The sequence below is a fragment of the Polynucleobacter sp. MWH-Adler-W8 genome (assembly GCF_001889925.1).
Lineage (GTDB): Bacteria > Pseudomonadota > Gammaproteobacteria > Burkholderiales > Burkholderiaceae > Polynucleobacter.
This window is the reverse complement of sequence record NZ_LZFI01000002.1, coordinates 251,319-264,660: the sequence shown is the minus strand read 5'-3', so window position 1 is coordinate 264,660 and position 13,342 is coordinate 251,319. Positions and strand designations below refer to the sequence as shown.

Annotated in this window: 14 protein-coding genes; 6 read left to right on the top strand and 8 right to left on the bottom strand. The window is 43.9% G+C overall.

Going from position 1 to position 13,342, the window contains the following annotated elements; genetic code table 11:
- Positions 1–2: 2 nt before the first annotated feature.
- The 6 genes from AOC28_RS02155 to AOC28_RS02130 all read left to right on the top strand — a co-directional run bounded on the left by AOC28_RS02155 (position 3) and on the right by AOC28_RS02130 (position 4,855).
- The gene (locus AOC28_RS02155; protein ID WP_072582332.1) at positions 3–782 is read left to right on the top strand and encodes a citryl-CoA lyase; all 780 of its coding nucleotides are present in this window, start codon (positions 3–5) and stop codon (positions 780–782) included.
- Positions 782–1,510: an SDR family oxidoreductase gene (locus tag AOC28_RS02150; protein WP_143143858.1), complete on the top strand. Its 729-nt coding sequence runs from the start codon at positions 782–784 to the stop codon at positions 1,508–1,510. The genes AOC28_RS02155 and AOC28_RS02150 overlap by 1 nt, the downstream gene beginning before the upstream one ends.
- Positions 1,511–2,335 carry an SDR family NAD(P)-dependent oxidoreductase gene (locus tag AOC28_RS02145; RefSeq protein WP_072582331.1) on the top strand — a complete coding sequence of 275 codons (825 nt, stop codon included), beginning with the start codon at positions 1,511–1,513 and terminating at the stop codon, positions 2,333–2,335. It begins immediately after the preceding gene.
- A gap of 64 nt (positions 2,336–2,399) precedes the next feature.
- Entirely contained in the window at positions 2,400–2,948 is a 549-nt protein-coding gene (locus tag AOC28_RS02140; protein ID WP_072582330.1) for a hypothetical protein, read from the top strand.
- A gap of 243 nt (positions 2,949–3,191) precedes the next feature.
- Positions 3,192–3,548 carry a helix-turn-helix transcriptional regulator gene (locus tag AOC28_RS02135; RefSeq protein WP_234397328.1) on the top strand — a complete coding sequence of 119 codons (357 nt, stop codon included), beginning with the start codon at positions 3,192–3,194 and terminating at the stop codon, positions 3,546–3,548.
- On the top strand, positions 3,548–4,855 hold the full coding sequence (locus AOC28_RS02130) for a HipA domain-containing protein (protein ID WP_072582329.1): 1,308 nt from the start codon (positions 3,548–3,550) through the stop codon (positions 4,853–4,855). The genes AOC28_RS02135 and AOC28_RS02130 overlap by 1 nt, the downstream gene beginning before the upstream one ends.
- A 29-nt stretch (positions 4,856–4,884) precedes the next feature.
- On the opposite strand, the gene AOC28_RS02125 is transcribed toward AOC28_RS02130, so the two are convergent.
- The 8 genes from AOC28_RS02125 to cobA all read right to left on the bottom strand — a co-directional run bounded on the left by AOC28_RS02125 (position 4,885) and on the right by cobA (position 13,278).
- Positions 4,885–5,652, bottom strand: coding sequence for a metallophosphoesterase (locus AOC28_RS02125; protein ID WP_072582328.1), 768 nt, complete (start codon positions 5,650–5,652; stop codon positions 4,885–4,887).
- A 529-nt stretch (positions 5,653–6,181) separates the two neighbouring features.
- Positions 6,182–7,651, bottom strand: a complete 1,470-nt coding sequence (locus AOC28_RS02120) for a Fic family protein (RefSeq protein WP_072582327.1) — start codon at positions 7,649–7,651, stop codon at positions 6,182–6,184.
- Positions 7,652–8,364: 713 nt separating this feature from the next.
- On the bottom strand, positions 8,365–8,790 hold the full coding sequence (locus tag AOC28_RS02115) for a PAS domain S-box protein (RefSeq protein WP_072582326.1): 426 nt from the start codon (positions 8,788–8,790) through the stop codon (positions 8,365–8,367).
- 87 nt (positions 8,791–8,877) lie between these two features.
- On the bottom strand, positions 8,878–9,321 hold the full coding sequence (gene cynS, locus AOC28_RS02110) for a cyanase (RefSeq protein WP_071467220.1): 444 nt from the start codon (positions 9,319–9,321) through the stop codon (positions 8,878–8,880).
- 30 nt (positions 9,322–9,351) lie between these two features.
- Positions 9,352–10,215, bottom strand: a complete 864-nt coding sequence (locus tag AOC28_RS02105; protein WP_071467219.1) for an ABC transporter ATP-binding protein — start codon at positions 10,213–10,215, stop codon at positions 9,352–9,354.
- Entirely contained in the window at positions 10,205–11,065 is an 861-nt protein-coding gene (gene ntrB / locus AOC28_RS02100; RefSeq protein WP_072582325.1) for a nitrate ABC transporter permease, read from the bottom strand. The genes AOC28_RS02105 and ntrB overlap by 11 nt, the downstream gene beginning before the upstream one ends.
- A 15-nt stretch (positions 11,066–11,080) precedes the next feature.
- Positions 11,081–12,454, bottom strand: a complete 1,374-nt coding sequence (locus AOC28_RS02095) for a CmpA/NrtA family ABC transporter substrate-binding protein (protein WP_072582324.1) — start codon at positions 12,452–12,454, stop codon at positions 11,081–11,083.
- A 20-nt stretch (positions 12,455–12,474) separates the two neighbouring features.
- Positions 12,475–13,278, bottom strand: coding sequence for a uroporphyrinogen-III C-methyltransferase (cobA, locus tag AOC28_RS02090; RefSeq protein WP_072582323.1), 804 nt, complete (start codon positions 13,276–13,278; stop codon positions 12,475–12,477).
- Positions 13,279–13,342 lie beyond the last annotated feature (64 nt).

The window sequence follows — 13,342 nt, the reverse complement described above, 5'->3', positions numbered from 1 at the left end:
CTATGACTGACAAAAAAACTCCTATCACTGGCTTATGCACCCATACCCTGACTAGCCTGCATTATCGTGATGCAAATTTAGTAGAAGATTTGATGGGTAAGAAAACATTTACTGAAGTCATGCTGATGCAGATTCTGGGTAGAGAGCCTCGTGGTGTTGATATTCGTATTACAGATGTAGTGTTGATTGTGTTGATGGAACATGGTTTAACGCCGAGTGCGATTGCCACACGCTTGATCTATATGAGTGCCCCAGAGAACCTTCAAGGCGCAGTATCTGCCGGCCTGTTGGCTGTTGGCAGCTCCTTTATTGGCACAATGGAAAATTGCTCCGCCTTGCTAGATCGGATTATTACCTCTAAAGACCAATATGCTGAAGCCCTGTTGATTGCACAACATTACAAGAGCATTAAAGGTGCCGTTCCCGGATTTGGTCATCACTTACATAAGCCGGTAGATCCACGTGCTTACAAACTATTAGACATGGGCCGCGCTGAGAAAGAACTCAAAGGTGATCACATTAGGGCTCTTGAGACCTTATCTAAAGCGGTGGATGAACTGGCTGGTCGGCCTATTACGATTAATGCTACTGGTGCGGTTGCTGCCCTATTGGGTGAGATTGGCATTCCTACAGCCGTGATGCGTGGCTTTGCGGTCATCTCCCGCTCTGCTGGCTTAGTAGCCCATATTGTCGAGGAGCAACAAAGTCCATCTGGTCGCTTTATTTGGGACACGATTGAACATGCCATTCCGTTTGTGGATGGCGCCAACAAGATTGGCTAATGATGAGCTCTAGAGAATGCGTATTAGTTACCGGTGCTAGCCGTGGCATTGGGCGAGCAATAGCAGAACGCCTCATTGCCGATGGTATGCATGTGATTAATTTTGATAAAGAGGTGCCTGTAAAAATTGCTGAGCATGAAACTTTTGTCAAAGTAGATGTTTCAGATGAAAAAGTATTGCGTGATGCATTGGCTGAGGTAACCTCCAAATTTGCGATTACTCGCTTGGTCAATAACGCAGGTATCGTGCGCCCCGCTACGATTGAGAAAACCACTATTGCTGATTTTCAAGCGGTCATGAATGTCAATGTCGCCGCTGCCATTATTTGCGTGCAAGCCTTACTCCCCGCTATGAAAGCCGCTCATTTTGGTCGTATTGTGAATATCGCCAGTCGCGCAGCTTTGGGTAAAGAAGAACGCATTTCATATGCGACTTCTAAAGCAGGCTTATTAGGCCTGACTCGCACATTAGCCTTAGAGCTCGCAAGTGATGGCATTACGGTTAATGCGATTGGACCAGGCCCGATAGCAACTGAGCTCTTTCAAAGTGCCAACCCTCCTGGCGCACCTGCTACGCAACGCATCTTAGACAGCGTGCCGCTAGGTCGCATTGGCCAACCAGAGGAAGTGGCCCATATCGTCGCCTCTCTACTTGATCAACGCGCGGGTTATACAACCGGTCAGGTTGTATATGTATGTGGTGGCATGACTGTAGGCCTGAGTCAGTAAATGAGTTCAAAGCACCCTCCTGGTTTACCAACGGATCTCACTGATCGCGTGATCTTTGTATCGGGTGGAGGCTCAGCTGGTCCTGGATGGAGTATTGGTAGAGCATCATGTGTTACCTATGCTCGCTTAGGTGCAAAGGTCTGCGTAGTCGATCGAGATCAAGCATCTGCAGAAGAAACTACCAAGATCATTCTGAATGAAGGCGGTATAGCGCAGACTTTTGTTGGGGATGTTTCTGAAGAACTTGATGTAACAAGACTCTTTGACGAGGCTCGTAAACAATTTGGTCCTGTTGATGTACTGCACCACAACGTGGGCATAGGGAAAGTTGGCGGACCAATGGAAACCAGCGCTGAAGATTTTGATCGCATTCATAAAGTCAATGTGCGGAGCTTATTGCTAGCAGCTCAAGAAGTCTTGCCTGAGATGGTGGCACGCGGTACGGGCAACATCATTGCGATCTCTTCAGTCGCTGGTATGCGATATTTGGGCTACCCTCACCTTGCCTATAGCGTTACCAAGGCTGCAAATACCCAATTTATTCGGATGATTGCTCAGCAATACGCCGATAAAGGCATTCGAGCCAATACAGTAGTGCCTGGCCTTATAGATACTCCACGCATTGCCAATACTGTAGCGAGGATGTTTTCTGAAAATGGTCTAGATGAGGCTCGTGCCGCACGTGATAAGCAGGTACCCCTGGGACGCTCTGGAACAGCATGGGATGTGGCACACGCTTGCGCCTTTCTGGTCTCAGATGCCGCAGCCTACATTACAGGCACTGAGCTGGTGGTTGATGGCGGCCTCACCGGGAAATACGTCTAAGTCCCAGAATTCCAGCCCCGAGCTTAAGGGATAGTATGATTTGATGATTCTTTAGGAGCTTTATATGCATCGAATCATCTACCGAGTTGTTTTATTGCTAGCAATCAGCGCTGTTCTGGTTGCTTGCAATATGAATGATAAAAAAATTAGTGGCTGGGAAATTAATGATGTCTATCACTCGACCATCATCACGCCAAATTCTTCAACTGGTGGAAAAACCTATCAAGGCCCTCCTATCAACACGATGGATGAAGCCAATACTTATGAAATGTTTAGCCTTAGAGCCGAGCAACCAAAGCAAGGCGCAAAGACTTATGAGCTCAACGCACAATTAACTTATTTCTCACAATGGCGTTATTACGATTCCGCAATGCTAGAAAACACACCTGCTACGACATTTAAAGTGGTTGGTAGAGAAGCTGGCGCTTGTGGTGACAGAGGTTGCATCTTTAGAGAAGTCGTCTCTATCCAATTGCCCGAGGCATTCCTAAAGGATAAGATGAAGAAGGGTTTCATAATCACCCTATCCGCTAAGAATGGAATGAAGACTGAGCTTTTTGTGTCGCCACAATATATCCAAGGTTATATGCAGGCAGTGAATGGATTTAATTGATAGCTCGATCAGTGTGATTGAAATAAATAAAGGGGCATAGAGCCCCTTTATTTTTAAGTACTGGCGGAGAATCTGTCCGGTAAAGAGGTGTCCCTTTGACGGAATTACAAGCCTAAATTTTCTACTGTAAACCATTAAATGACTTATAAATGGGTCATTAAAATACTTAAAGACTCATTTATGAGTCATATTTATTGACCTATGGAGTATAAACAGGTATATTAACGTCTCATACTTAACAAAATGCATGAGGCAACTATGCGCGTAGATCAAGAACTGACCCTAGCATCAAAGCAACTTGGCCAATCCGCTGAAATAGCGCAATGCCTTGTTTCTTTGCGTCTTGCGCGTCGTGTTCGCCAAGGTGAAGCAGCAGTCCGTGCCGGCCTATCTCGCGCTACTGCACAGCGCATTGAAAAGGGTGATCCTGGTGTAGCCATTGGCGCGCTCTTGCGTTACTTAGATGCAATTGCTCCAGGCATGAACTTATTGCAACTCTTAAGCGGAGATGATCCTGCGATCATTGCTTTAGAGCGTCGCTCACGTCCACAACGCGTGCGTGATTTAAGTGCAGCGGAAATGAAAGCGCTTGATTTCTGATGGCCAATACCACTAAGGATCTTTTTGTCTTTGCCAATCTTGATGGGCAATTTGTACCAGCAGGTCAACTGCAAGTAGATGAAGAAGGCTCAAGACTCATTGCCTCTTCATTTGCTTATGGCTTGCGTTACTTAGATAGGAGCAACGCACAAGAAGTGGATCCAGTCGCACTTAGCCTTAGGAGTAAAAGTGAGATCAAAGGTAAACGCCTCATTCCACCTAACGGCTTAGAGGCTTTTGGTGGAATTCGGGATGCTGCTCCTGATTCTTGGGGAAGAAGAGTGATTGAAGCTAGGCTGAAGGTTCCAGCCAATAGCCTTCCAGAATCAACCTATCTAGTCGAAGCAGGCAGTGATCGTGTTGGGGCTTTAGACATTCGGTCTTCTTTAGATCAAGAGGAGCGCCCTGCTCACGAAAGTATTCACAATCTGTCATACGTACTCGAGGGTGCGCAAAAGATTGAGGCGGGCTTGCCAGTGTCAGAAGCACTATCCAAAATTTTGCTTGTGGGTAGCGGTCTTGGGGGCATGCGTCCTAAGGCAAGCGTGCGCGATGATGAAAACATTTTATGGATGGCTAAGTTCCCAGGTAACTCAGATGGCGCTTTAGATGTACCAAGCATTGAATACGCCACACTCCAACTTGCGCAGTTAGCCGGTCTTAATGTAGCGCAAACGCAATTAGAACAAGTTGGCAAGAAAAAAGTGTTGATGGTCAAACGCTTTGATCGCTCTTGGACTACTTTTGCTCGGCCAGTAGAAATTCGTCATCATGTCGTTAGTGCCCTCACCTTAGTTGCCTGTCACGAATCGGAATCCAACACAAAAAGCTATATGGATATTGCGGATACCATCCGCAGATATTGCGTGGTTCAAACAGTCAAAGCTGATATTGAAGAACTATATGCACGCATGATCTTTAATATTTTTGTTAGTAACGATGATGATCATCTACGCAATCATGCATTCTTATGGAGCCATGCGCTTAAAGGTTGGAGCCTGAGCCCACTCTATGACGTGATGCCTCATGCAGTCATTGCAAGCGAGCGTTATCAACATCTAGGTGTTGGACCACAAGGTAAATTGGCCACTCTAGATAATGCCTATGGTGCCAAAGAGCGCTTTGGCCTTTCCGCGCAGCAAGCAAGCGACATTATCGATCGTGTATGGCGAGTAACTAGGCAATGGAAAACTCACTTTGAGAGCCTTGGAATTGCTGCAAATCAAATCGAAGGAATCTCTCTAGCCTTTAGGCATATCGATGATATTTGCAGCACTGAATTAATCAAGACCCTAGCCAAAAACTAAGCTCTCATTATGAAGCGCATGGTGGGTAACTAGATTTCAATTATTAAAGATGGATTAAATGCTGGGTTTTCAGCATGGTTAGATCGCACATAACCGCGAGGATTACAAACCACCCTAGTGCCATTCATTTGATAATCACAGGAGTCATGCGTATGCCCATGAATCCATAAAGACATCTTTCCAAAGAGATGGGCTAACTCGGAGGCAAAACAGGCGGATAGTAGATCCGGTTTATATCGCTCCGCTACTGAACTCATTGAGGGTAGATGATGAGTAACCACTACCGTCTTGCCACTAAAGGGACTCTCTAACTCTTTTTGCAGCCAAGCCAGTGACTTTTCATGCAATTGGATAGACTTTTTCGGGGAAAAATTTCTACCTCCGTCACGGATTCTTCTGAAGTCATTTAAGTAAAGCTCGCCATACGATAAGCATTTAGATTTTAGATCTTCACCAAATAATAAAAAGTCCGTCCATAAAGTAGCCCCTAAAAAACGGACGGGGGTATTTAACTGCGAATCATGTAGCTCAATCCCATAGTCATCTAGGAAATGAATGCCGTTTTCTGCGCATGCATTTTGGATGTCCTCAATGACATGAGAATGCTGAGAACCATAGAACTCATGGTTGCCAGCCACATAAATGATTTCTTGATCCGGAAAAGATTTCCTGGCCCAAGTTACACCTTCCGCGCGAAGGCCGATATCACCCGCCAGAACGATAACATCTGCCGTATTTGATGCAGGGGTAAAGTCAGCAAACTCTAGATGTAAATCACTCAGTACATGAAGTTTCATAAATTGGATAAGACACGATCTTGGTTTTTATATTGAAATCTAGTGTATTCAATAAATTAACCATGCCACCAGGATGTAATAAGCGATTGTTAGCTTAAATCGCATTAGCCACACATATGAAATGCAATACTGTTTGAGTGGTAAGCGTACTGGTAAGCGGGAGTAATAAAGAAAAAACCCCGGTTAGGGGGCTAAGTCTATGTTGCGTATAGTAAAAAGAGGAAAAAATGCCAAAAGTGCTGGCGGAGACGAGATCTAGGTTTTGACCCTCCTGTCATGTGCACCAATGTCCATTAAATCTTTTATATATATGGCTTAGAAGGTAGACCCTACTCCCGAGCAATCCATTCAAACTTACTAAAATCCATGTTTTGCTGGTAAGCGGGATGGTAAGCAAATGATGGCCTTACATAGTTAGGATGCAAGCCAAAAGGTCTGGGAAGATTAAACTTCAGACAACTGAATTACCCAATTTATCATTGCGCCAGCCCTTGGGTTGACCTTGATAGAATTAGCGAGGCTTTTTGAATCAGTCCGCTATCTTCATATATTCAGCTTCAATTGCATTAAATATTTCTTCCGGCACCGTTGCAGAAAATTTCTTACGACGGTTAGCTGATAGCTTTCCATTTTGTTCCATGCAGGTCAAAATTAAGGCGTTGAGATCCTTGCCGCGTATATCAAACTGACTATCAATAGCACGGTAAATAAGGTCATACTTTGCCAAGAACTCGGTCTCTTCTCTTAAGTCCTTTTCCAATGCTTGCTTGGCCATCTCCAATCCAAAATCAACACAGGCAGTGGCATTCCAATAGCGATATAAGGAATCATTTGATTTGAATGTCATTTGATATTCATCACCATCAATCCAAATAACTTCCCAGCGCTTGCGAGCAGGTTCAGAAAAGCTCTTTAGAGCGGTTAGATATAAATCTTCATTCCGCTTCATCGCAATGGATACTGGCAATAGCAGGCCATTCTTTAAAGCGCCAGACTGGCATATTGCATGATGAAATAAAAATCTGGACAAACGTCCATTTCCATCCATAAATGGGTGAATGAAAACAAACCCGAATGAAATAATTGCAGCTGCAACCAAGGGGTCTATCTGCTTTGGCGAGGCATTAGCAAAATCTACCAAACCCTTCATCAAGTCATTAACAATTTCAGGTGGTGGCGGAATATACGTTACGCCAGCAGCACCACGTAACGGACTACTTAACCAATTCTGCTCATGCCGATAATGAACGGCCCTATCTAATGGGCTTGTAATGGCAGTGTTTTGCAATCCAACCAAGTATTCTTCATTCAATTGAGGAGTCAGATGTGCTTTTTTAAGCAGCTCTACAAATGCTTCTGCTTTAGTTGCGCTTGGTGTTTCATGCTCAATCTCAAAAGAACTTTTGGTCTCGCTTAAATAAGCCCATGACATTGCCCTATCGGACGCGGCTCCACCAAGCTGCGATAGAAATTCATTTGCCTTCTGGAGGATGTTGGATTCAAGCAAGCTATTAATACGTGCGGTTCGCTCAACAGTTACGCAGTAATCCAAAGAACCCAATCCATTGAAATGAACCCGCCATTTAGCATTGCGTATGCTTGGACCGGTAATGTATTTTTTTGGGTCAAATAAATTGGCCATTGGCCCTGTAATTACTGGCGCGCCCTTTAACTCTTGCTTATTAAAGGCTTCCCACAAAAAACATGCTGTGCGTATATAAACGCCTGTTGGCGATTCACTAATGGCAGCCAGCATCTCTTGGGCCGGGATTTTTCTTAAGGCCTGCGATAGCAGCTGAAGATTAACCCCCTCATGCTTTAGTGCAAACAAAAGGTGGCTTAGTGGGCGATCATCTTTAGGGGCTACCTTTGCCGGTATCAACAATGCGCCCTGAGTGGGCGTTACACTGGTTACCGAGGCAAGGCGTGCGGGTACCAGAGGATCAAAAGCACTGAGATCTAACTGACTTTTTACTCGTGAGTAGCCTATTTCACTCATATTTCCCTCAAGCTCCGCTTTTTCGTTCGAATGGTTATTTTCCCATACTTTTTCTTACATATACACACTTTTTCTTACGATTAGACATATTTACATACTTTTTATTACATTTTTTAATAGATTCCTACATTTTTAAACATATCCTCACTTTTTCCTACTAAATAGCTATTTAAATGATTTTTTACTAGTGGCATCGAGGGCCTGAATTCACCTTGAAAATGCAGTTTTCTTAATATGCCACCTAGCAGGCGCAACATGTCGAAAACACCTGAGATATCAATATTGCCTAAATTTTGAGCAATTTAAACTATTAGGTTTTAGAGCTAGATTTGGCAACTAAGCTCTAGAGCATCCCAAAACAAGCATTGCTTGGGTGGTAAGCGTACTGGTAAGCGGGAGTAGTAAAGAAAAAGCCCCGGTTAGGGGGCTAAGTCATTGATGCGTATGGTGAAAAGGAGAAAAAATGCCAAAAGTGCTGGTGGAGACGAGATCAAGATTTTGCCCCTCCCGCTAAGTCTACCAATGCCCATTAAACCCTTTACCTATATGCCTCTGAAGGCAGACCCTACTCCCGAGTAACCCATTCAAACTTACTAAAATCCATGTTTCGCTGATAAGCGGGATGGTAAGCCCAATATGAGCATAAGCAATGGCGGAGGAGAAACAAAAGGGCTAAAACTAAGCAGATTTATAGCAATTTTGGTGTTGGAGCCTTACTCATTTTTCTCATATGCCGCTAGTTTGGACTTCAAATTACGCTCTTCTTGAAAACGTTCAGTCTCATCTCGGACAATCGCGGCTATGGCAATGGGTTGTTTTTTATCATCAAAAAGCATGCTTACTGAAAAAGCAATGGAGATAGAACGCCCATCCTTATGCATCGCAGGAACTCTTAACAAAGTATTTCCATACTTTGTTACACCAGTCTGAATAGTGTGAAAGTACCCTTTAGAGTGCCGCTCTCTAAAACGCTCAGGCGTAATGATGCTGAGTGTTTTTCCCAGGGCCTCCTCTGGGGTATACCCAAATATACGCTCAGCAGACGGATTCCAAAACAGGATATTTTCATCCCGATCAGAAATGATCACAGCCTCGCCAATATGACTAACGAGCGCCTTAAAATCTATGATGTCCGACATATTTAATCTCTATTTTTAAGTAAGCTGTCGCTAAGAATACTCCAATAAAAAACCACCCGAAGGTGGTTCTCAGGGGCGCTTCTATTTTTAGTAAGTCTTGTAAGAAAGGTACTTGCCTGACAGTACGACTTGAACACGATCGCCCTTAGGGTCTGGCTCACGCTGAATATCCATTGAGAAATCGATAGCACTCATGATGCCATCACCAAACTCTTCATGGATTAACTCTTTAATAGTGGTTCCATAAACGTTGACAATCTCATACCAACGATAAATCAATGGATCCGTTGGCACAGCGGTCGGCAAGGATCCTTTGTAAGGAACGATTTGCAACCAAGCCATCTCTTCATCAGTCAAATCAAATAACTTACCAGCAGCTTCAGCTTGCACCTTAGTAAAGGTCATTTGACCTAAACAGCCTGCAGTAACCCACTCCTTTGATTCGCCTATTGCTTTTGCGATATCACTCCACTTCATGCCATTGCGAACTTTGGCTTCGATAATTTTTTGTGTAACTACTGAACGATCCATCTTTTTCTCCTAGTTTAAAGTTTTAGTTTGTTAAGCAACGGCCGCATCAACACCTGGAAGCACTATTACAGGCTTGTAACCATCCAACTCACCCTTAGCTCCTTTTACCTGCAGATCCTTTGATCGATTGACCAGAAAATCTACCAAATGGTTGCGCATTGGGTAATACATAGCATCATGATGTAAATTAACCCGCTTTCTTCCTTTAGGCAAAGTATTAACAACGATTTCAGCGATACGTGCATTAGGGCCGTTGCTCATCAGCATAATTTTGTCAGAAAGCAAGATTGCCTCATCAACATCATGGGTGATCATAAATACAGTTTGATTTGTTTCTTTGCAAATTTTGAGAAGCTCATCCTGAATAACACCACGAGTTAACGCATCCAATGCGCCAAATGGCTCATCAAGTAGTAGCATTTTGGGCTCAATTGCAAAGGCTCTTGCAATACCAACCCTTTGCTTCATACCGCCAGATAATTCAGATGGTTTTTTATTTTCAGCATTTACCAAGCCGACCATTGCTAGATACTTTTTGGAATGCTCAGTAATCTGCTCTTTTGACCAATCAGGATACTTTGACTTCACTGCAAAAGCCACATTCTGCAGAACTGTCATCCACGGCATTAATGCATGCCCTTGAAATACAACGCCACGCTCCAAGCCGGGCCCCTGAATACGCTTACCAAGAATGATGGCATCGCCACCAGTAGCCTCTTCAAGACCAGCAAGCACATTCAAAATAGTGGTTTTGCCACATCCGGAGTGACCGATGATGCAAACGAACTCTCCTTTTTCGATTTCAAAATCGATGCCCTCAAATACTGGAGGTGCGTCAGCTTTATATGACTTGCTGAGGTTTGAAACTTTGAGGAATGTATTTTCAATCTGCATATGAAACCGCCTTTTGTAACTTGCCAAATGCTGTATCTAGCAACATTCCAACAATACCAATTAAAAGAATTGCAAAAATAACGCTGGATAGCGATAGGTTATTCCACTCATTCCATAAGAAGTAACCAATTCCAGTGCCACCAACAAGCATCTCAGCAGCAACGATCACTAACCAGGCAATGCCCATAGAGATGCGCATACCAGTCAAAATAGTTGGTGCAGCCGCAGGAAGAATGACTAAGAATGCTTTACGTAAAGGAGAAACCTCTAATGTCTTGGCAACGTTTAATAATTCCTTACGCACATTGGCAACTCCAAATGCTGTATTTAGGAGCATTGGCCATATGGAACAAATAAAGATCACAAAAATTCCAGAAATCGCAGAGTCTTTGATGGTGTAAAGCGCAATAGGCATCCAAGCCAATGGCGAAATCGGCTTTAGGATTTGAATGAATGGATTAAATGCCTCATAAGCTAATGGTGACATGCCAATCCAGAATCCAAACGGAATAGCGACAATCATCGCCAACAAGAATCCTAAGGCAACACGCGCCAAAGAATAAGCAAGTTGAATACCTATTCCCTTATCGTTTGGGCCATTGTCATAAAAAGGGTGTGATAACTGCTTATAGATAGTCTCCCCCATTTGCGTTAAGGTTGGGAATCCAGTTTTTTGAACAGGCTCACTACCACCCTGACCCATGAGACTGCTGTACTCACTAGAACTAGTTGATACTCCTGGCGGCGGTGTAACTTTTTGTGTTGTCGCCATATGCCAGATAAATAAGCACATGAGCAAAATCACAACCGATAGAATTGCGCCTTTAACCTTAATTGATACTGTTTTCATTCATTTACCCTAAGTTCATGCTTTATTAGTTTGAAAAGATTTCAAATAGGCTGCCGGTTGACTAGGGTCAAACTCTTTACCCATAATCTTGTCTTTTTTGTATCCCACTTTAGCTAATGGTGGAACTGCAATGCCAGTCTCGCCCATATACTTTTTAGCGTCCGTAAGCAAGAATACTTTTTCAGAGATGTCCTTATAATTCACATCGCCTTTGACATAGCCCCAGCGCTGCATTTGAGTCAACATCCAAGTTGCCATGGAGTACCAAGGAATTGGGTTGAAGTCGATGCGATCTGGTACGTTTTGCACATTGCCTAGACCATCTGCAAACTTACCAGTGAGAACTTGCATTACAACTGTCTCTGGCTGGTTAAGGTAATTTGGCGTAGAAATTACTTTAGCAATTAAAGGTCTATTCGCAGGATCACGTGCCATCGTCGAAGCATTTAAGACTGCACGATAGAGGGCTGCAAAGGTATTTGGATTCTTACGGATAAATTCTTCTGAGGTTCCAAAAGCACAGCAAGGGTGACCATCCCAAATCTGCTTAGTCAGAATGTGAATAAATCCGACCTCGTCATATACTGCGCGCTGGTTAAATGGATCAGGCCCTAAAAAACCATCAATATTGCCGGCACGTAAGTTGGCAACCATCTCTGGTGGAGGTGTAACGCGAATCTGAATGTCTTTATCTGGATCTAAGCCAGCTTGAGCTACGTAATAACGCAGCAAGAAGTTATGCATTGAGTATTCAAATGGAACAGCAAACTTCATGCCTTTCCAGTTTTTCGGATCACGATTATCTTTATGCTTGTTAGCTAACGTAATAGCCTGACCATTCACGTTCTGAATTGTGGCCACACGCATCTGAGAAGGATCAGAACCCAAGCCCATTGACATTGAGATCGGCATTGGTGATAAAAAGTGTGAGGCATCATGCTCTTTATTGAGCATCTTGTCACGAATTAAAGCCCAACCTGCGGTCTTATTAAGCGTAACGTTCAGGCCTTGTTTTTTATAAAAACCAAGTGGGTCAGCCATGATGAGTGGAGTCGCACAAGTAATTGCGATAAAGCCAATTTTTAGGTCTGGTTTTTCTAATGGCGCTTTTTCTTGTGCCATTGCCTGCAAGGACCCTACTGGCAAGAAGCCCGAGAGAGCGCTCATTGCTCCACCAACTCCAACAGCCTTTAAAAATGCGCGTCTACGATCTTCTTGAGGAAAAAGAGCCTTAACTAAGCTGGCCTCAACAAAATCTGCGCTTTGCTGCTCGGCATCCACCATTGCTGAAAGCGAGTTTGCATGATCTAACTCAGATGCATGCTGTCCACAGCTGCAGCGGTTGCTAAACAGAGGTCTATCTGGATCAAAAGGACGATATGAATTCATTTATAGCTCCTAGTAAGTAATTAAGATGCCGCTTGAAATACGTTGAAATGATTTTGTGACTCAATTAATGGGATAAGCGTATGCAGTTTTTTTCTATAAACCTCTCCAACCATCACCACAACAGGTTGCTTATCTAAAAAATGATGATGAACATCACCAAAGCGCAATTCATCTAATGTGCAAGCAAAACTGCGTTGCGTTGGCAGGCTGACCGATTCCATCAAGCAAACAGGGGTATCTACCGTGTAGCCCTGAGCAATCAATGTTGTCGCAACCTCAGATAGCTGATCACGCGCCATATAGTAAATAGCGGTTTTATGATCTTCATGTGCGCAACGGCCAGGAAGAGTAGTCAGCGTCAGGGTTCTACTTAACTCTCTCGTAGTTGGAGGCTGCTTTAATTCTGCCGAGGCCGCTAAGGCAGTAGTGATGCCTGGAACAATCTCATAGCGCACGTTTGCTTTCTCAAGAGCGTCAATTTCTTCCTGCGCACGACCAAAGATCATCGGATCCCCGCCTTTTAGGCGCACAACTACTGAGTACTTGCCTGCAGCATCCACCAATTGCTTGTTAATGAAGTGCTGAGAGCTTGAATGCGATCCGCATCTTTTCCCTACCTGCACCATCCTAGTGCCAGGACACCACTCCAACATAGAAATATCAATGAGTGCGTCATAAAAAACAATGTCTGCCTGAGCCAAAATTCTTGAACCCCGAACAGTGATGAGATCAGAGGCTCCAGGCCCAGCACCAATGAGGTAGACGCCAGGCAACGCCCCATTAAATTTGGGTGCTTTGGCTGTTCTTGGTGCAATTTGTTCCATGCATCATTTGTAACAGTCGGCAATAGCCCTTAATTCTCTACGTGAACCAAAAATGCTCATGCTT